The organism is Ancylothrix sp. D3o (genome assembly GCF_025370775.1).
In the GTDB taxonomy this organism is placed as follows: Bacteria; Cyanobacteriota; Cyanobacteriia; order Cyanobacteriales; family Oscillatoriaceae; genus Ancylothrix.
In genome coordinates, this window is sequence record NZ_JAMXEX010000003.1 from 170,514 (window position 1) to 188,349 (window position 17,836).

Annotated in this window: 17 protein-coding genes; 6 read left to right on the forward strand and 11 right to left on the reverse strand. The window is 42.5% G+C overall.

Going from position 1 to position 17,836, the window contains the following annotated elements:
* Nucleotides 1-46: 46 nt before the first annotated feature.
* The 3 genes from NG798_RS08060 to NG798_RS08070 all read left to right on the forward strand — a co-directional run bounded on the left by NG798_RS08060 (nt 47) and on the right by NG798_RS08070 (nt 3,722).
* A complete protein-coding gene (locus NG798_RS08060; RefSeq protein ID WP_261221772.1) occupies nt 47-901 on the forward strand; it encodes a prohibitin family protein in 855 nt (284 codons plus the stop codon).
* 195 nt (nt 902-1,096) lie between these two features.
* Complete coding sequence (locus NG798_RS08065) at nt 1,097-3,022, forward strand: ABC-F family ATP-binding cassette domain-containing protein (protein WP_261221774.1); 1,926 nt, start codon at nt 1,097-1,099, stop codon at nt 3,020-3,022.
* Between the two features lie 73 nt (nt 3,023-3,095).
* On the forward strand, nt 3,096-3,722 hold the full coding sequence (locus NG798_RS08070; protein ID WP_261221776.1) for a TenA family transcriptional regulator: 627 nt from the start codon (nt 3,096-3,098) through the stop codon (nt 3,720-3,722).
* A gap of 56 nt (nt 3,723-3,778) precedes the next feature.
* Here the strand turns inward: NG798_RS08070 and NG798_RS08075 are convergent, their stop codons facing one another.
* From NG798_RS08075 to NG798_RS08085, 3 genes are read right to left on the reverse strand one after another with little or no spacing between them, the layout of a single operon-like run.
* The gene (locus NG798_RS08075; protein WP_261221778.1) at nt 3,779-4,924 is read right to left on the reverse strand and encodes a restriction endonuclease; all 1,146 of its coding nucleotides are present in this window, start codon (nt 4,922-4,924) and stop codon (nt 3,779-3,781) included.
* Nucleotides 4,925-4,936: 12 nt separating this feature from the next.
* A complete protein-coding gene (gene yhdJ / locus NG798_RS08080; RefSeq protein WP_261221780.1) occupies nt 4,937-5,788 on the reverse strand; it encodes an adenine-specific DNA-methyltransferase in 852 nt (283 codons plus the stop codon).
* Between the two features lie 22 nt (nt 5,789-5,810).
* Nucleotides 5,811-6,935, reverse strand: coding sequence for a class I SAM-dependent RNA methyltransferase (locus tag NG798_RS08085; RefSeq protein ID WP_261221782.1), 1,125 nt, complete (start codon nt 6,933-6,935; stop codon nt 5,811-5,813).
* A 158-nt stretch (nt 6,936-7,093) separates the two neighbouring features.
* Between NG798_RS08085 and NG798_RS08090 the strand changes: the two genes are divergently transcribed.
* The 3 genes from NG798_RS08090 (at nt 7,094) to NG798_RS08100 (ending at nt 8,352) form a co-directional block, all read left to right on the forward strand.
* Nucleotides 7,094-7,513, forward strand: coding sequence for a peptidylprolyl isomerase (locus NG798_RS08090; RefSeq protein WP_261221784.1), 420 nt, complete (start codon nt 7,094-7,096; stop codon nt 7,511-7,513).
* 51 nt (nt 7,514-7,564) lie between these two features.
* Nucleotides 7,565-8,041, forward strand: a complete 477-nt coding sequence (locus tag NG798_RS08095; RefSeq protein ID WP_261221786.1) for a pentapeptide repeat-containing protein — start codon at nt 7,565-7,567, stop codon at nt 8,039-8,041.
* Nucleotides 8,042-8,223: 182 nt separating this feature from the next.
* On the forward strand, nt 8,224-8,352 hold the full coding sequence (locus NG798_RS08100) for a hypothetical protein (RefSeq protein ID WP_261221788.1): 129 nt from the start codon (nt 8,224-8,226) through the stop codon (nt 8,350-8,352).
* Nucleotides 8,353-8,414: 62 nt separating this feature from the next.
* Here the strand turns inward: NG798_RS08100 and NG798_RS08105 are convergent, their stop codons facing one another.
* The 8 genes from NG798_RS08105 to gltB form a co-directional block, all read right to left on the reverse strand.
* Nucleotides 8,415-9,896, reverse strand: a complete 1,482-nt coding sequence (locus NG798_RS08105; RefSeq protein WP_261221789.1) for a glutamate synthase subunit beta — start codon at nt 9,894-9,896, stop codon at nt 8,415-8,417.
* Between the two features lie 267 nt (nt 9,897-10,163).
* Entirely contained in the window at nt 10,164-10,469 is a 306-nt protein-coding gene (locus NG798_RS08110) for a S1 RNA-binding domain-containing protein (RefSeq protein WP_261221790.1), read from the reverse strand.
* Nucleotides 10,470-10,486: 17 nt separating this feature from the next.
* Nucleotides 10,487-10,837 carry a hypothetical protein gene (locus NG798_RS08115; protein ID WP_261221792.1) on the reverse strand — a complete coding sequence of 117 codons (351 nt, stop codon included), beginning with the start codon at nt 10,835-10,837 and terminating at the stop codon, nt 10,487-10,489.
* 25 nt (nt 10,838-10,862) lie between these two features.
* Nucleotides 10,863-11,426: a Uma2 family endonuclease gene (locus NG798_RS08120; protein ID WP_261221794.1), complete on the reverse strand. Its 564-nt coding sequence runs from the start codon at nt 11,424-11,426 to the stop codon at nt 10,863-10,865.
* An 86-nt stretch (nt 11,427-11,512) separates the two neighbouring features.
* Nucleotides 11,513-11,980 (reverse strand): hypothetical protein, encoded by a 468-nt coding sequence (locus tag NG798_RS08125; protein ID WP_261221796.1) that lies wholly within the window; start codon nt 11,978-11,980, stop codon nt 11,513-11,515.
* A gap of 149 nt (nt 11,981-12,129) precedes the next feature.
* Nucleotides 12,130-12,552 carry a putative toxin-antitoxin system toxin component, PIN family gene (locus tag NG798_RS08130; protein ID WP_261221798.1) on the reverse strand — a complete coding sequence of 141 codons (423 nt, stop codon included), beginning with the start codon at nt 12,550-12,552 and terminating at the stop codon, nt 12,130-12,132.
* Nucleotides 12,545-12,835 carry a hypothetical protein gene (locus tag NG798_RS08135; protein WP_261221800.1) on the reverse strand — a complete coding sequence of 97 codons (291 nt, stop codon included), beginning with the start codon at nt 12,833-12,835 and terminating at the stop codon, nt 12,545-12,547. The genes NG798_RS08130 and NG798_RS08135 overlap by 8 nt, the downstream gene beginning before the upstream one ends.
* A gap of 45 nt (nt 12,836-12,880) precedes the next feature.
* Nucleotides 12,881-17,473 (reverse strand): glutamate synthase large subunit, encoded by a 4,593-nt coding sequence (gltB, locus tag NG798_RS08140; protein WP_261221801.1) that lies wholly within the window; start codon nt 17,471-17,473, stop codon nt 12,881-12,883.
* Nucleotides 17,474-17,836 lie beyond the last annotated feature (363 nt).

The window sequence follows — 17,836 nt, forward strand, 5'->3', positions numbered from 1 at the left end:
AATTTTAGTGTTATAATAAAACTTGTCTTGCAATTAAGATAAAAAAATGAAAAACCAGTACGGGACAAATTGGCAAACGATAATTTTGGGAATTTTAGCAGCCTTGGTTCTTTTCTTGGGGTTAGATTCTTATGTGATTATTAACCCAGGGGAAGCCGGTGTGCTGAGTATTTTAGGAAAAGCAACAGACGGGGCTTTATTAGAGGGAATTCATGTGAAACCGCCGTTTATTTCTAAGGCGGATGTTTATGATGTAACGGTGCAGAAATTTGAGGTGCCGGCCCAAAGTTCAACGAAAGACTTACAGGAGTTATCGGCGAGGTTTGCCATTAACTTTCGGTTAGATCCAACGCAGGTGGTAGAAATTAGAAGAAAACAAGGCACTTTAGAAAATTTGGTCTCAAAAATAATTGCCCCACAAACACAAGAATCGTTTAAAATTGCCGCTGCTTTGAGAACGGTTGAAGAAGCAATTACAAAAAGAAATCAACTTAAAGAAGACTTTGATTTTGCTTTGGGGCAACGATTAGAAAAGTATGGGATTATTGTCTTAGATACAAGTGTGGTGGATTTAGCTTTTTCGCCAGAGTTTGCAAGAGCAGTGGAAGAAAAACAAATTGCTGAACAACGCGCACAAAGAGCGGTTTATATTGCTCAAGAGGCGGAACAAGAAGCGCAGGCGGATATTAATCGTGCTCAAGGGAAAGCGGAGGCGCAAAGGTTGCTTGCGGAAACGTTAAAGGCGCAGGGAGGACAGTTAGTTTTGCAAAAAGAAGCAATTGAGGCGTGGCGAAATGGCGGTGCTCAAATGCCAAAAGTTTTGGTGATGGGTGGTGAGAAAAATAATATGCCACCGTTTTTGTTTAATTTGAATAACCTTCAAGATGAGGTTGGTAAATAGAATTAAGTAAAATTAGAAACTGGGTTTTTAAAAATACCAGCTTTGAACTTTGAAGGCTGGCGAAAAACCCGGTTTCTCCAACGCCGTGCTTAAATCTTAAAGATGAAAAAGTTGGGTTTGGCAACCCAAACAACAATGATTAATGGCTCCAAATGAGTGATAATAGAATAAGAGTCTGTAGCGCATAGAAACGAAATGAGTATTTTTACCCTGCAATCCGTTAAAAAAGATTTTGGCATCAAAGAAATTTTGAAGGAAGCCAGCTTTAGTTTAGGTGCTACAGATAAGGTAGGCTTAATTGGTACGAATGGCTCAGGAAAATCAACTTTATTAAAGATGATTGCTGGTATTGAGCCGGTGGATAGCGGCCAAATTTTAGTTAATTCTGGGGTGAGAATTGTTTATGTGCCCCAAGAACCGATTTTAAATGAAAATTACACGGTTTTAGAACAAGTTTTTGCCAACTGTGGGGAGAAAATGATTTTGGTGCGTGAGTATGAAGAATTAAGCGATAAATTGGCTCATTCACCGGAAGATAGTGTTTTGATGTCGCGTTTTTCAAGTGTAATGCAGCGCATGGATGCTGAGAATGCGTGGGAGTTAGAAACGAATGCAAAAATTATTTTGACAAAGTTAGGAATTGTCGATTTTGAGGCAAAAATTGGCACGCTTTCTGGGGGGTATCGTAAGCGTATTGCGTTGGCTGCTTCTTTGTTGGCAGAACCTGATGTTTTGTTAATGGATGAACCGACAAACCATTTAGATGCGCTTTCTGTGGAGTGGTTACAAACGTATTTAAGCCGGTTTGGGGGAGCAATTTTATTGATTACTCACGACCGTTATTTTTTGGATAAAGTTACAAATCGCATCATCGAAATTGACCGGGGGGATTTTTACAGTTATGATGGCAATTATTCCTATTATTTGGAGAAAAAAGCTTTAGCTGAAGAGTCTGCGGTGAGTACGCAGCAAAAATTTAAAGGGGTATTACGGCGGGAATTGGAATGGTTAAAACGTGGGCCAAAAGCGCGGAGCACGAAACAAAAGGCTCGCATTCAACGCGTTGAAGGAATGCAAGAAAAAGAGTTTAAACAAGCACTAGGAAAGGTGGAAATTTCTACTCCGGGCCGGCGGATTGGTAAGAAAGTTATTGAGTTAGAAAATGTCTGTAAAAGTTATGATGGAAATGTTTTAGTTAAGGATTTTACTTATAATTTCACGCCGGAAGATCGGGTGGGAATTATTGGCGGTAATGGTTGTGGAAAATCAACGTTGATGGATATTATCACCGGCAGAGTGGAAGCAGATGCAGGAAAAGTTGAGTTAGGTACTACTATTCATATCGGCTATTTTGACCAGCATTCTGAAGAATTACTGGCGGGAATGAATGAAAATCAGCGCGTGATTGAGTACATTAAAGAAGAGGGGGAATTTGTTAAAACGGCTGACGGAACGCAGATAAGTGCGTCGCAAATGTTGGAGCGATTTTTATTCCCTGGAAGCGTGCAATATTCACCAATTCACAAACTTTCTGGTGGGGAAAAACGGCGGTTATTTTTGTTACGAGTTTTGATGGGTGCGCCGAATGTTTTGATTTTGGATGAACCAACAAACGATTTAGATGTGCAAACTTTGGCGGTGTTGGAGGAGTATCTGGAAGAGTTTAATGGATGTGTGATTGTGGTTTCGCATGATCGCTATTTTTTGGATCGTACAGTTGAGACGATTTTTTCGTTTGAGGAAGGTGGGAATATTCGGAAGTATCCGGGTAATTATTCGGTTTATTTAGATTATAAACAAGCGGAAGAAGAGGAATCACAACAAACGGCAATTAAGGAGAAAAAGGAAGAAAAACCGAAGTGGAAAGCTGATAATAAGTATTCTTATGATAGTGGGGGTAAGCGGAAGCTTTCGTCAAAGGAACGGCGAGAATATGAGATGCTGGAAGGCAAAATCGCGCAGTTAGAAGCGGAAAAAGCGGAGGCGGAAAAGCAGCTTTATAATCCGCCTGCGGGTGCGGTTTCTATGGTGCAAGAATTACATGATAAGGTGGAAAGTTTAGCGCGAGAAATTGACAAGGCGACGGAACGGTGGTTAGAATTAGCTGAAGTTGATTCATAATCCAGAAAAACCCGGTTTCTTAAAGGAGCCGGGTTTTGAAAAACCAAAAACTGCTAAGATTGGAAAATAAAACATGACTTTAACTTGTGAAGAACTTCTCCAAAAACATCCGCAAGCGTGGAAAGAAGCAACGGTGCATTCGTTTTTGGAACAGTGTAAATTAGGGACGATTAAAGAGGAACAGTTTAATACTTGGTTGGTGCAAGATTATTTGTTTGTCGTGGAATTTACGCGGATGGTGGCGCGTGTTTTGACTGCGGCGCCGGTGCGGGATTTTGATGTGATTTTGGGGGGGTTAAGTGCTTTGAAGGATGAGTTAAATTGGTTTAGAGAAAAAGCGGCGGAACGCAATTTAGATTTTTTAGATGCTCACCGGCAGGAAACTTGCATGGAATATTGCACTTATTTGTACAGTTTAAATGGGATGCCTTATGCGTTGCAAGCGACGGCACTTTGGGCAATCGAATATGCTTATAATCAAGGTTGGCAATTGCCGGGGGAAATGCCGGCACCCTATCAAGAATTTGCCCAAAGATGGGGAAATCCAGGGTTTACGGAATATGTGAAACTGTTGGCAAAACAAGCGGATATGGCGTTGGAAATGTCGTCAGAAAATATCCAACATCAAGCGGAACAAGTGTTTTTAAATGTGGCAAGGTTAGAAAAGGATTTTTGGCAGATGGCGTTTAATGCGGGGTAGTTGATTCAGGTGCGTTACTCACGCACCTATTATGCTTTTTTGATACTAAGCTCGTCTTATTCTTCCGCATCCCCCTCTATCTCTTCTAAAAACTCAAGAGATTGGCTTTCTTCTTCATAATTAAATTCTATACGACTTTGTTTAATAATTTCGTTTAAAATTTCGTCTAAATATCCTTGGTTCATCGATTCTTCAAATCTTTGAATGAGAATAGATATATTTATAATCTCTTCAATGCACCCCATGTATTCCGCAACTATCGCTTTAATTGAATATTGCTTTTTCGCTTGGTTTTCTATCTCTTGTCTAATCTCCTGCTGAGAGGAAGAAGATTTAACTACAAATGTTATGGGATATTTTTCAACTTTATCAATATCTAAGAAATATTTTTTAACATCCACAGTTTCAGTCACTTGAAAGAATCGTCCCAAAGGTTTCATCACAAAATCAATGCCACCATCATTTGCATTTGTTCTTCCCGTCTTAAAGAGTTTTAATGTTTCTTGCTGTAAACTGTCAAGTTCATAACCCCAATAAATAAACTTATCGTGGTAATAGTATTTTAAGATGCTGTAGCTAACTATTTCAAAAATGCGAGCATCCACTGTAGGTTGAAGCAAGTTTTTTATAAAATCTATGACTTGCTGCTGGGTCAACGTTTGAGCAGTTTCGCACAGTTGAATAAAAATTTCAAAACTATCTCTCTTGGCTGCGACATAAGCCTCAATAATTTTTCCAACCGATTGAGCTATATTATATTCTTTATTATCAATGATTAGTTTTAGCAACTCTTCATTAAACCAATACCTTTTTGTCTTGGTACTTCTAATAATAGGAATAAAATCGCAGAAGGGAAAATATCTTTTAAACTCTTCATTGAGCCGGTGATTCAAAGCATGATTTTGGAGCTTTTGTCCAAATGGTAATTGTCGTTGCCGGCTCAGAAGATTTGAATAAACAGCACCTTCATAATCTGAATATCCGCTGTTGTTATGGAAATCTTTAGTGATGTAGTCTTCAACCAAAACATAGATAGCATATAAATTAGCAAAACTAGCTCTGGATTTTGAGCCTTTATTTGCAGCTTTAGTTTTGATATTCAAGTATTGAATAATTTGGCTGCGCTCAAAAATTGTTTCAAACACATCAGGAAAACTCTCTTTTAAAATAGTTTGAATTTGTTTGGTAAAGCTGTGTTCCATATTTTGATTTAACTATAAGTTAAGTGTGAGTTGTTGTGGTTCTAAAAGAAGGTTAGATGAATTTAAAGCGTTTTCCAGGTCTTCTTGATTCTCAAATGGCTGTATTTGTAACCTTTGTAAGCCTATCTTTACATACTTTTCTTGCACTTCTATTCCGATAGATTTCCTCTGAAGCTGTTTAGCGACAAATGAGGTGGTAAAAGTTCCTGAAAACAAATCAAGAACCACATCTCCCTCATTGCTACTTGCCTTAATAATTCTTTCTAATAAAGCTATTGGTTTCTGCGTAGGATGCTCTTCATACTCAGCCATTCGATATCTAACTCTAGGTATTTCCCAAACATTACCCGGCACTTTTTGAGAATTATAAACCGAAGGGGTAGCCTTTCGATAATCAATGAGTTTTCTCACTGCACCTGTTTTTGCTTCCACCAAAATTTCCGAAGCATTAAAGGTATAATTTTTTTTGTTTTTGACACAAAATAGAATCGGTTCATACAAAGAACCATAATATTTCTTTGCTTGCACACCAGAACTGTCATAAAACCATACAATCCTAGATAAAATCGTTAAACGCCGACGCAAAAATATGTCAAAATATGGCATATTTTGCGTAGAATTCATTACATATAAGCTTCCTGTTGGCTTAAGCTTATTAATGCACAATTTTAGCCAGCGATAACACCATCTTAAATAATCTTTCTCGCATTTCCACTCATCCTTTAAACCATCAAAATCTTTGCCAATATTATAAGGAGGATCGGCAAAAATTAAATCTACAGAGTTATCGGGGATGTGTTGAGAAAGAGCTTCTATCACATCCCCCAAAATAATCTCGTGTCCCTCATGTTCAAAAAGCTGCATTTTCATGTCTTTTGTTCAAACATTAATACAATTCATACTTTAACAAAGTACAAGCAATCGAACCATTAAACACCGGCATTTTTTTTGCAGTCCTTAAACCCACCCTTTTTGCTAACTCCTTATTCCCCGTCAAAATATACGCCGTCCACCCCTTAAAACGCTGCTTAAACACATCTCCCATCAACTTATAAAAATCTCCCAATTCCTCCGCATCCCCCAACCTTTCCCCATAGGGAGGATTGCAAATAAGAATCCCACTATCTGCCGGCGGTTCTATAAAATAAAGCTCTTTTTCACTAAACTGAATATCCTTTCCTAAGCCACAATTCATCGCATTATTTCGCGCTTGCTTCAACACTTCCCCATCCCTGTCACTGCCATAAATAGGCGCTTTTAATGCGGGTAAATCGGCCTTTTCTGCTTCCCCTACAATCTCCTCCCACAAAGCCTCATCATAATTTTTCCAACTCATAAACCCAAACTTTTCTCTAAACAAACCAGGGGCAATATTCAAAGCTTTTAACCCAGCCTCTAGGGGTAAAGTACCCGAACCACAAAGCGGATCATAAAACGGTAAACTCCCATCATATTCTGCCATCTCTAAAATAGCAGCAGCCAGCGTTTCTTTCAGCGGTGCTATACCCATTGCTGGACGATAACCGCGCCGATGTAAACTTCCCCCGGAACTATCTAAACTTAAAATCGCCTGATTTTCATGGATGTGTAAATTAATCAATAAATCTGGATTTTGAGCATCCACATTTGACCTTTCGCCAAATTGCTCACGTTGTTGATCAACAATTGCATTTTTAACTTGCAAAGCCGTAAAATGTGTATGGTTTAGTTGAGCATTAGAGCCGGTGCAATTTACCGCTAAACTTTGCTCAGGAGTCAGATATTCCTCCCAAGAAAATTTTTGCACTTCCCGATAAAGCATTTGGGCATTCACACAGCGAAATTCTCGAAGAGGAACCAACACCCGAAAAATAATTCTTGACCAAAGATTAACGCGGTAAAGTAAGCCTAAATCCCCCGAAAAATGCACCCCTGTGAACTCAGGACGAACATCTTTAGCCCCTAATTTCTCTAATTCTTGTGCCGCAATAGGTTCCAAACCGCGAGCAACTGTAGCAAAGTATTGATTCATTGTTGAGATGGGTACACTGATTCATTAAATACAGCAAATTCTGTTAAAAATTTTGATTTTGACAAATTTTGCTTTAATATAGTTTATCAGTGGGTGAGTGCTTTTTATCAAGCAGATCCCTCTAAAATTGTCCAATATCTAACGAACCCAGCAAAAACATGACTCGCGCAATAATGGAAACCGCCAAAGGCACCATCCATCTCGAATTATTTGATAAAGATGCACCAAACACCGTTAAAAACTTTGTTGAATTGGCAGAAAAAGGCTTTTATGACGGCTTAAATTTCCACCGCGTTATCCCTAATTTTATGATTCAAGGTGGTTGTCCATTGGGTACAGGAACCGGTGGCCCAGGGTACAAAATTAAATGCGAAATTAACCCCAATAAACACCTCGCCGGCAGCTTATCAATGGCCCACGCTGGACGCGACACCGGCGGTAGTCAATTCTTCATTTGTCACGCTCCCCAAAAACATTTAGATGGTGTTCATACTGTCTTTGGAAAAACCGAAGATATGAATGTGGTAAATGCAATTCGTCAAGGCGACAAAATCGTTTCTGTCAAAATTGAAAAGTAAGTAATTAGAAACCCGGTTCCTCTAATAAACCGGGTTTTTCAATAATAATTTATGCAAACTATCACACCAGAACAAGCACACCGACTCTCCCTTGAATTTTTAGAAAAAGACCCCCAAAATCGCTTAGAAATCCTTAATGAATTGGGTTTAGGCCGGTACGAATTTTTAACAAAACTGCCACTCACAGAAGCAAATATCCCCTGTGTAATGCGATTTTTAGGCAACCGGCAGCGCGTTAAATTTCCTAACCTCCAAGGTGCAGACTTAGCCGGTTTAAACTTAGAAGGAGTTAACTTTATTCGCGGCAACTTAACCAACGCCAACTTACAAAACAGTTGTTTAATTAAAGCAGACTTATTATTTGTCAACTTCACCAACGCCAATTTAACCAACGCTGATTTAACCGCAGCCACTCTCAACGAAACCATCTGGCTAAACGCAATTGTAGAAGGCTGTAATCTTAAAAATACCACCGGCTTAACTCAACAACAACGTCAAGATTTAACTCGGCGTGGGGCAATTTTTTAAATGCGAAAAAAGTAGGTATGAGAAAACCAGCGCATCTCCCGTCTTGGCCGGCCAACTTTAACAAAACAACCTATGCGATTTGTTGACATTATAAAACGCTTACTAGATGGTCGCAGAATTATAGATTCTCGACGATTCCATGATGTTGAGCCGGTGTAAGTTTATCGACTCTTATAAAAGCTTTGGTACAATTAAAAACCGAAAAATTTCAGGTAAATAAAAAACTCCGATATTTTACCCCCAATGGCGAGTTAGTTGCCACCCCAGAAGAAGCCGCAACTCTGACACAAAAAGCAACTTATAAACCCTAACCCCTTTGGGGGTTTTAATTAATTGTGTAGCCACCGGTTTTAACCGGTGGCATTAACGGCACCTAAGCCGGCAGATCGGTATTTCCCATCAAATACAAATCACACGCCTGCGCCGCCCCGCGACCCTCATTGATGGCCCAAACCACCAAACTTTGACCCCGGCGACAGTCACCCGCCGCAAAAACACCAGGCAGACTTGTAGCAAACTTACCGTGATCCGCCTTCACATTACTCCGCGCATCACGTTCCACCCCAAGCGCATCTAGCAAAGGCTGTTCCGGGCCCAAAAACCCCATCGCCAGCAACACCAACTGAGCAGGAATCACTTTTTCCGTGCCTGGGATATGCTTAGGAATAAACTGGCCCTTCTCATTTTTCTCCCACAGCACCTCTACCGTGTGGACAGCCTTAACATTATTGTTTTCGTCGCCCTCAAACTTGGTAGCGGTTGTGATATACACACGCGGATCATCGCCAAATTTGGCCGCCGCTTCCTCTTGGCCGTAGTCCATTTTATATACCTTGGGCCATTCGGGCCAGGGATTATCGGCGGCGCGAGCTTCGGGAGGTTTCGGCATAATTTCTATCTGCGTGACGCTGTTGCAACCATGACGAATGGACGTCCCCACACAGTCGGTGCCGGTGTCGCCGCCGCCAATAATCACCACATCTTTGCCTTCCGCCGACAAGGATGTGCTAGTTTTATCGAGGACAGCTTTGGTGTTTGTTGTCAGAAAATCCATTGCAAAATGAATGCCGTTTAACTGCCGACCTTCAATTGGCAAATCGCGGGGTTTCGTTGCGCCGGTTGCCAGCACCACAGCATCAAATTCTGTCATCAAGTTTTCTACGGGGAAGTCTTTACCTACTTCTGTATTGCAGATAAATTTCACACCTTCTTCTTCTAAAATATGAAGCCGGCGCATCACCACTTCTTCTTTATCCAGCTTCATATTCGGAATGCCATACATCAGCAAACCACCAGGCCGGTCGGCACGTTCAAACACCGTTACCCAATGACCGGCCTTATTTAATTGAGCCGCAGCAGCCAAGCCCGCCGGCCCGGAACCAATGACGGCCACTTTTTTGTCGGTGCGTTTTCTCGGTTGTTCTGGTCTCACCCAGCCTTCATCCCAACCTTTATCAATGATCGAACATTCAATATTTTTGATCGTCACCGGCGGGTTATGGATACCCAGAACACAAGATCCCTCACAAGGTGCGGGACATACACGACCAGTAAATTCGGGGAAGTTGTTGGTTTTATGCAAGCGGTCGAGCGCTTCCTGCCACAAACCGCGATAAACTAAATCATTCCATTCGGGGATCAGGTTATTTACCGGACAGCCGCTTGCCATGCCGCTGATAAGTGTGCCGGTGTGGCAGAATGGTGTGCCACAATCCATACAGCGAGCAGCCTGAGTGCGGAGTTTGTCATCCGGCATGGGAAAATGAAACTCATCCCAGTTGCGGATGCGGTCAAGCGGTGCAAGTTCTGAAGGAAGTTCGCGGAGAAATTCAATAAAGCCGGTTGGTTTTCCCATAGTCGAGTTTGTCTTAAAATCAGGGGGCAAGGCCCGTACAGTTTTTTTGTTTGTTGTTAATTTTAGAGTTGCTTTTAGAAACTTTGTCAAAGTCTACAATTTAATTAACATTTGTCGGTGTCGGTGCCGGTTGTTAGGTAAAATTGCTTTTATTCTAGCAGCCAGTCAAATAAATTGCCGATTGTTAGTCGCAGTTCGTCAGCAAAACATGGCGCCGAACTCCCAAGCAGTAGTTTTTTATAATTAGATTTAAATTAAAATTTGTTGTTAGATTTGAGTTGAAGCAGGAAGTTTTAATTTAACGAGGGACTTTTGTAGAACGCTGGGTTTAACACTTAACCAAACTTGGTTACGTTCGTCTTCCGTATAACCAACGACAACAGAACCCACAGAAGATCCTATTTCTGGATACATTTCTGGGGTCATAGATCCCGTATCCAGAAAATCGGTGATTTGAATGAGTCCCTTCACTTCTGCTTCTCCAATATCGACAAAAACTCCAAAAGGAGTATGCGCTTCAACTACGCCATAGATTAATTTGCCAACTTGATATTTAGATTTGATTTTCGTCAATACTTCTTCTTTCATAATTAACTTGGTTTTAGCACTCTAGGAAACTGATTCAATAAAGGAAACAAACTATGAGGCACTGCTAATTCGATACTTGGCCCTCCCTGATAGGCTCTTTCCAAGGGCTTAAAGATTTCATCATAAGTTTGTTTGTCTATTATAACCTCCAATATGCCTTGTTTGTAATGATTATTATATTCTTCTGCCAAACTTCTCGAAGTTGAGCCGGCAAAATAGCACTTGCCATCTGCGTAGGGAGGGTTTCTGGGAAAGTCTACGGCTTGAAAACCATCTTTTAGTAATTTTTCTGCTTTCCCTGGTTGAGGCGCTTTGTAAATTGTAACTGTTACCTCAAAACTAGCTTCTGTCATTTTATAATAAAGTTATATACCGATTTTATTCAAGCAGCCAGTCAAATAAATTGCCGATTGTTAGTCGCAGTTCGTCAGCAAAACATGGCGCCGGTAATAAATCTGCCGGTTCTTCAAAAACTTCTGGCTGTTGTTTTGGTTTAAAAACAAAGATAGAGCGCTCTTCAGGATCAATCAGCCATCCCATTTGTGTATCATATTTCAAACAATGGAGAATTTTTTTTGTAACTTTCGTTTGGCTTTGATCTGGCGATAAAATTTCAATCACCCAATCAGGAGAAAGTGAAAATGTATTAGCAACTTCCCCAGTTTCACTACGGGGGATTCTTTCGTTAAGAAAAACCGACACATCCGGCACAATAGAAATTCCCCCAAAGGTGCAGCGGAGTTCTGAAAAAGCTCGTGCGATGCGTTTAGGCTTAAGCACTGCATTGATAGCTGTAATAAGTTCACCTCGAATTGCGCTATGCTTTCCTTGTGGCATAGGTTTATGGATAATTTGTCCGTCGATATACTCACTGGCTGGTTTTGTTTCTTTGAGTTTCATAAACTCTTCTAAACTCAATGTTTTTGATGGCGTTTGTACCATTTGAACACCTCTAGTAGGATTCATATAAAATTAGGTTTAGGGGAGTAATACTTTATTATTACTAATAGAGCTTATAAATTCATTCTCTATAACAATAAGCAACTCTTGTCGCCATTTAAGGCTAAAAATGTTTCGGTGCCGGTGTAAATAATGTTTATTTGCCCTCCGAACACATCATCAATTGCTAAAAAATTTTTCCCCTCAACCTCCTCAAATTCACATCCCGCTATTGCTCTACAAATTCTTCCTATTTCAACATAATTAGCAGTATCTATTTGCTCAACGCCAAGTATTCGGATAAACAAATAAGGCCAATCATTTACAAAAGAAGAATTAGCTTTAATTTCCTGTGGCAACCAACAAGCATCCCATTGAATTGCTAAAGTTACAGCTTGAGCATACCCAACATTATAGAAAATGCCTATCCAGTAAGAATCATGGAGCGTATATTTTTGATTAAAAGCTCTAAAAGACATCTGCTTACCTTGATGCCAAGGTAAAAGCTCGTCCACCAATCCTTGATAAAGCCAGTTTGGGAAAAAACTATCAGCCACACTCTTTACCAAAACGCAACATAGAAGTAAAATTCACCGATTTTTTTATTACTAACAAAATTTCCCAAAAAAACCACCTTTACTTTTGCAAAAATTTTAAATTTTGAGTTTCATGCCTCAACTCAACCTACACAGAATGCTTATTCTAGCTATTCTCCTGAACGCATTTGCAAAAACTCATCTGGTGTAACTATTTGTACGCTGCGAAAGGGGTTGAGTACCAACAAATCCCGATCACCGGTAATAATATACTCTGCGCCTCCACTAAGCGCCAGTTCTAAAATTTTGTCATCTTTCGGATCGCGGCACTCTTGAACTTTTTCGACCAATTCAACTAATACTGAGCGCTCTACCAAAGCCTCTAAAAACTCTTCTCTCTCTTCCCTAGTTAAGTAACGATTGAATTTTTCCCGTCCGAGAACATCGTTCAACTCTTCTAGCAACTCAACAGATAACAATATTTCACCATTTTGTAAGGCATATCGAAAAGCTCTCGCAGGCATTCCTGTCTCGAACAACAACGCACTGATAATTACGTTTGTGTCAACCACATAGCGTACTTTACTACTCATTCAAAATTGAATCCAAAATTTCCGATGTTAATCCCCGTGCTTGTGTTTTCTGGCTAATATCACTCATCACCTCTTCAAGACTTCTCTTTTGGCGCGTCGCTTCCGAAAGTTTAACACTCAGCAATGCCTCCAACTTCCGCCGTTCTTCCTCAGAAACAGATTCAAAAATACGCGCTGCCTCAGCATTAACACGAATAGTAATTGTTTTCGTTTCCATCTTCACCACTTTTAACCCTAATAATTGCCATCCTAACCGAAAAGTAGGGGCGGTGACGATTGGCACGCCCGCCCCTAACCTCAATCATTAACCTTTTTTATCTAACCAAAATCAACCTCCCCCAATTCTCGAAACATCACGGACATTTTGCTCAAACGCCGCAGTCAACGCCTCATCACCACTCAAACCAGACGCCAACGCACCCTTAATAGCCTGCAAAACCCGCTTATAATCACGAGGCATCACCTTAACAAAAACCCCTACCATCGCCTCCCAATTCGCCAAAACACGAGCACCCTTAGCACTCTTCGTGTACTCAACGTGCTTCTCAATCATCTGACGAACTGTAGCAATCTCTTCGGGATCTTCCAACTTTTCTAGATCCGACATCGCCGTATTGCAGCGCGTCGCAAAATCTCCCGCCTCATCAAGGATATAAGCAACACCGCCACTCATCCCCGCCGCGAAATTGCGACCAGTCGGGCCCAGCACCACAACCTTACCGCCGGTCATATACTCACAGCCGTGATCACCCACAGCCTCGACAACCGTATTCACCCCAGAGTTGCGAACACAGAAACGTTCACCGGCCATCCCATTAATATATACCTCACCACTTGTAGCCCCATACAAAGCCACATTGCCGATGATAATATTCTCCTCAGCCGCAAACGTCGAAGCCGCAGATGGATAGACAATAATCTTGCCACCACTCAACCCCTTACCCACATAATCATTCGCATCCCCCTCAAGTTCCAGCGTCACACCCTTTGGTACAAACGCCCCAAAACTTTGACCGGCACTACCTTGGAAATGCAAATGCACCGTATCTTCTGGCAAACCATGCCAGTGACGCTTAGTAATCTCATTCCCCAAAATTGTACCCACAACTCGGTTCACATTCTTAATTGGCAGCGTCGCCTTCACTTTTTCACCGCTATCAATAGCCGGCTTACAAAGATCCAACAACACCGTCATATCCAGAGAATTTTCCAAACCGTGCTCTTGAGGAATTTGGCAGAACCGGCCCACCTCTGGCCCAACTTCCGGCTGATAAAGAATCTTTGAAAGGTCAATATTCTTAGCCTTCCAATGTTCCACAGCCTTCTTACTTTCCAGCACATCCGTCCGACCCACCATTTCACTCAGCGACCGGAAGCCAAGCTGCGCCATAATTTCCCGCAACTCCTGTGCTACAAACCGCATAAAATTCACAGCGTGCTCTGGTTCTCCCACAAAACTCTTCCGCAGTTCTGGGTTTTGCGTGGCAATCCCAGCCGGGCAAGTGTTAAGGTGGCACACTCGCATCATAATACAACCAAGCGTCACCAGCGGAGCCGTCGAGAAACCAAACTCTTCTGCACCCAGCAAAGCAGCTATGGCTACATCGCGTCCTGTCTTCAGTTGACCATCAGTTTCCACAGCGATACGCGACCGCAGATTGTTCAAAACCAAAGTTTGATGCGTTTCGGCCAAACCCAACTCCCAAGGCAAACCGGCGTGTTTAATCGAGGTTTGCGGAGAGGCGCCGGTGCCACCATCATAACCAGAAATCAGCACCACATCAGCATGAGCCTTTGCCACACCGGCTGCAATAGTCCCCACCCCAACTTCCGACACCAGCTTAACGCTGATGCGGGCCTCACGGTTCGCATTCTTCAAATCGTGAATTAATTCGGCTAAGTCTTCAATGGAATAGATATCATGGTGCGGTGGCGGTGAAATCAAACCGACCCCAGGCGTAGAGTGGCGTACTTTAGCAATCCAAGGATACACCTTTGCCCCTGGCAATTGTCCGCCTTCACCGGGTTTTGCGCCTTGCGCCATTTTGATTTGAATTTCTTTTGCTTTGGAGAGATACAAACTCGTTACCCCAAACCGGCCAGACGCGACTTGTTTAATAGCGCTGTTTTTCGAGTCGCCGAATTCATTTGTCCAGGTATAGCGTTCAGCATCTTCGCCACCTTCGCCTGTGTTAGACTTACCACCGAGCCGGTTCATGGCTATAGCGAGGGTTTCGTGGGCTTCTTTGGAAATTGAACCGTAACTCATGGCGCCGGTTTTAAAGCGTTTGACAATGCTATCTATCGGTTCAACTTCCTCGATGGGGATGGGTTGCCGGTCTTTAAATTCCAGTAGCCCGCGTAAAGTGAAAAACTTTTTGCTTTGCTCATTAACGCCTTTGGCATATTGCTTATAGGCATCATAGCTGCCGGTTCTCACCGCCTTTTGCAACGCATGGATAGTTTCGGGACTAAACAAATGCGCCTCACCATCTTTGCGCCATTGGTATTCGCCACCAACATCGAGAGTATGACCATTGGTAGGCCGGTCGGGGAAAGCGTGGGTATGGCGTAGAATGGCTTCTTGGGCGATTAGTTCGAGATCGGCGCCTTCTATACGCGAAGCAGTCCAGGTAAAGTATTTATCAATCACCGCTTGATTCAAACCGACAGCCTCAAAAATTTGAGCACCGCGATAGCTTTGGATGGTGGAAATACCAATTTTGGAAGCAACTTTAATCACGCCTTTGGTGGCGGACTTGATATAGTTTTTGCAGGCTGTTTTGAATTCAACATTAACCAGCAAGCCTTCGGCGATCATCTCACCAATAGTTTCAAAGGCGAGATAAGGGTTAATGGCGCCGCAACCATATCCGATCAGGGTAGCAAAGTGATGTACTTCTCGCGGTTCGCCTGATTCGAGAATAATGGCGACGCGGGTACGAGTACCTTTGCGGATAAGATGATGATGTAAACCGGCCACTGCGAGTAAAGCAGGAATGGGTGCGTTATTTGCATCCATGTCTCTATCGGAAAGAATCAGGAGGTTAACCCCTTCTTCGATAGCTTTGTCTACACCCGCAAAAACGCCTTCTAAGACGGATTCAAGCCCTTTTACCCCATCTTTGGGGTTAAACAAAATTGGGAATGTCTGAGACTTAAATGCCGGTTCGTTGATATATTTAAGTTTCAGCAGTTCTTCGTTGCTGAGAATGGGGCTTTTAAGTTCGATGAGATGACAGCTTTCGGGTACAGGTTTGAGGAGGTTACGTTCTGAACCGATAGTTGTGATGGGGGAGGTAACGATTTCTTCGCGGATAGAGTCGATGGGGGGGTTGGTGACTTGAGCGAAAAGTTGTTTAAAGTAATCGTACAATAATTTGGGCCGGTCGGAGAGCACAGCCAGGGGAGTATCGGCGCCCATCGAACCAATAGCCTCAACGCCATCGCGGGCCATCGGGGTCAACAGTAACCGCAACGCCTCGAAGGTATAACCAAAGGCGGTTTGACGTTGAGTGAGGTTGAGGGATTGAGTTTCAGCGGCTTTCGGTGTCTCTGCCCCTACGGTAGATAAATCTAGTTTATGTTGATTGAGCCATTCACGGTAGGGCTGGGCGCTGACAATGTTGTGTTTAATTTCTTCGTCGCTGATGATGCGTCCTTCTGCCATGTTAACAAGGAACATCCGACCAGGTTGTAACCGGCCCTTAAATGCGACTCTTTCTGGTTCAATGGGTAAAACGCCGGCCTCGGATGCCATAATTACTAAATCATCTTTGGTGACGTAGTAGCGAGAGGGGCGTAAACCGTTGCGGTCTAAGACTGCGCCCATCATGGTACCATCGGTGAAAGCGATTGAGGCGGGGCCGTCCCAAGGTTCCATCAGGCAGGAGTGATATTCGTAGAAAGCTTTTTTCTCGTCACTCATCGACTCATGGGCTGCCCAAGGTTCGGGTATCATCATCATCATGGCGTGAGGTAAGGAGCGACCGGCCAAGACGAGCAGTTCGAGGGCGTTGTCAAAAATTAGGGAGTCGCTACCATCGATGTTGATGACAGGTTTAATTTTTTTGATGTCTTCGCCAAAAAGTTCAGATTCAAAAAGCGACTGACGGGCGTGCATCCAGTTGATGTTACCACGCAGGGTATTGATTTCGCCGTTGTGGGCAATGTAGCGGTAAGGGTGCGAACGTTCCCAACTGGGGAAAGTGTTGGTACTAAAGCGAGAGTGAACTAAACCAAGGGCGCTTTCCATGTCAGGATCGCGCAAGTCGGGGTAATATTCGCCTACTTGCACCGGCATCAGCATCCCTTTATAAACCATTGTACGGGCTGAGAGGCTGGAGGGATACCAGTACGAGTCAATTTTGGTGTTGCGGATATGGGTGTGGGAGAGTTTGCGGATGACGTATAATTTACGCTCAAAAGCCAAATCATCAACAAGATCCGGGTTACGTTGAATGAAAACTTGGCGCATGAACGGTTCACTAGCTTTAGCGGTATTGCCTAAAGTAGAGTTATCGGTAGGAACATCACGCCAGCCGATGACTTTTTGACCTTCATCTGCGACAATTTTTTCAAAGACTGCGGCACTTTTTTGACGTTCTTCGGCATGAGGTGAAGTGTAGATCATGCCGACGCCATAGTGACCGGGTTCGGGTAAACTAAAGCCTAAAGGTGCAGTGACTTTTTTGAGAAATGTATGGGGAACTTGAATTAAAATTCCTGCGCCGTCGCCGGTATTTTTTTCACAACCGCAGGCGCCGCGATGGTCTAAATTTAAAAGTATGGTAAGAGCTTGTTCAACAATAGAGTGAGATTTTTGGCCTTTTTGATGGACGATAAACCCGACACCGCAAGCATCATGTTCAAATTGAGGATCGTAGAGTCCCTGAGAAAGGGGAAATTGAGTATTGTTCATTAGTGCGTATGTTGTACAGTCGTGAGTGTGAAAAGATAGGAGTGTTGCAACAAAGGGAAAAATCAAATCTTGCCGAATAAAAAACGATGGCTTTTACAGTTTTCCCAAATCAATTATTTTCAAGGTATTTAGTTGCGCTTTAGCGCCAAAAACCCCAATTTTAGGAGAGAACCTCCAGACGACTAGCTGTTTTCAGATCAAGTTACTGTAACTCTGTAACTTTAATAGATTTTGCTGTTTCATGTTCATTCTGGATGTTAATTGTAACCAATCTTAAAAAAATAGGCACTTGAGTCTACACTAATGGCAGGATTTGTTAAGATTTTCTGACAACCGGCCTTAAATAGTTCACCTCCAAAAAGA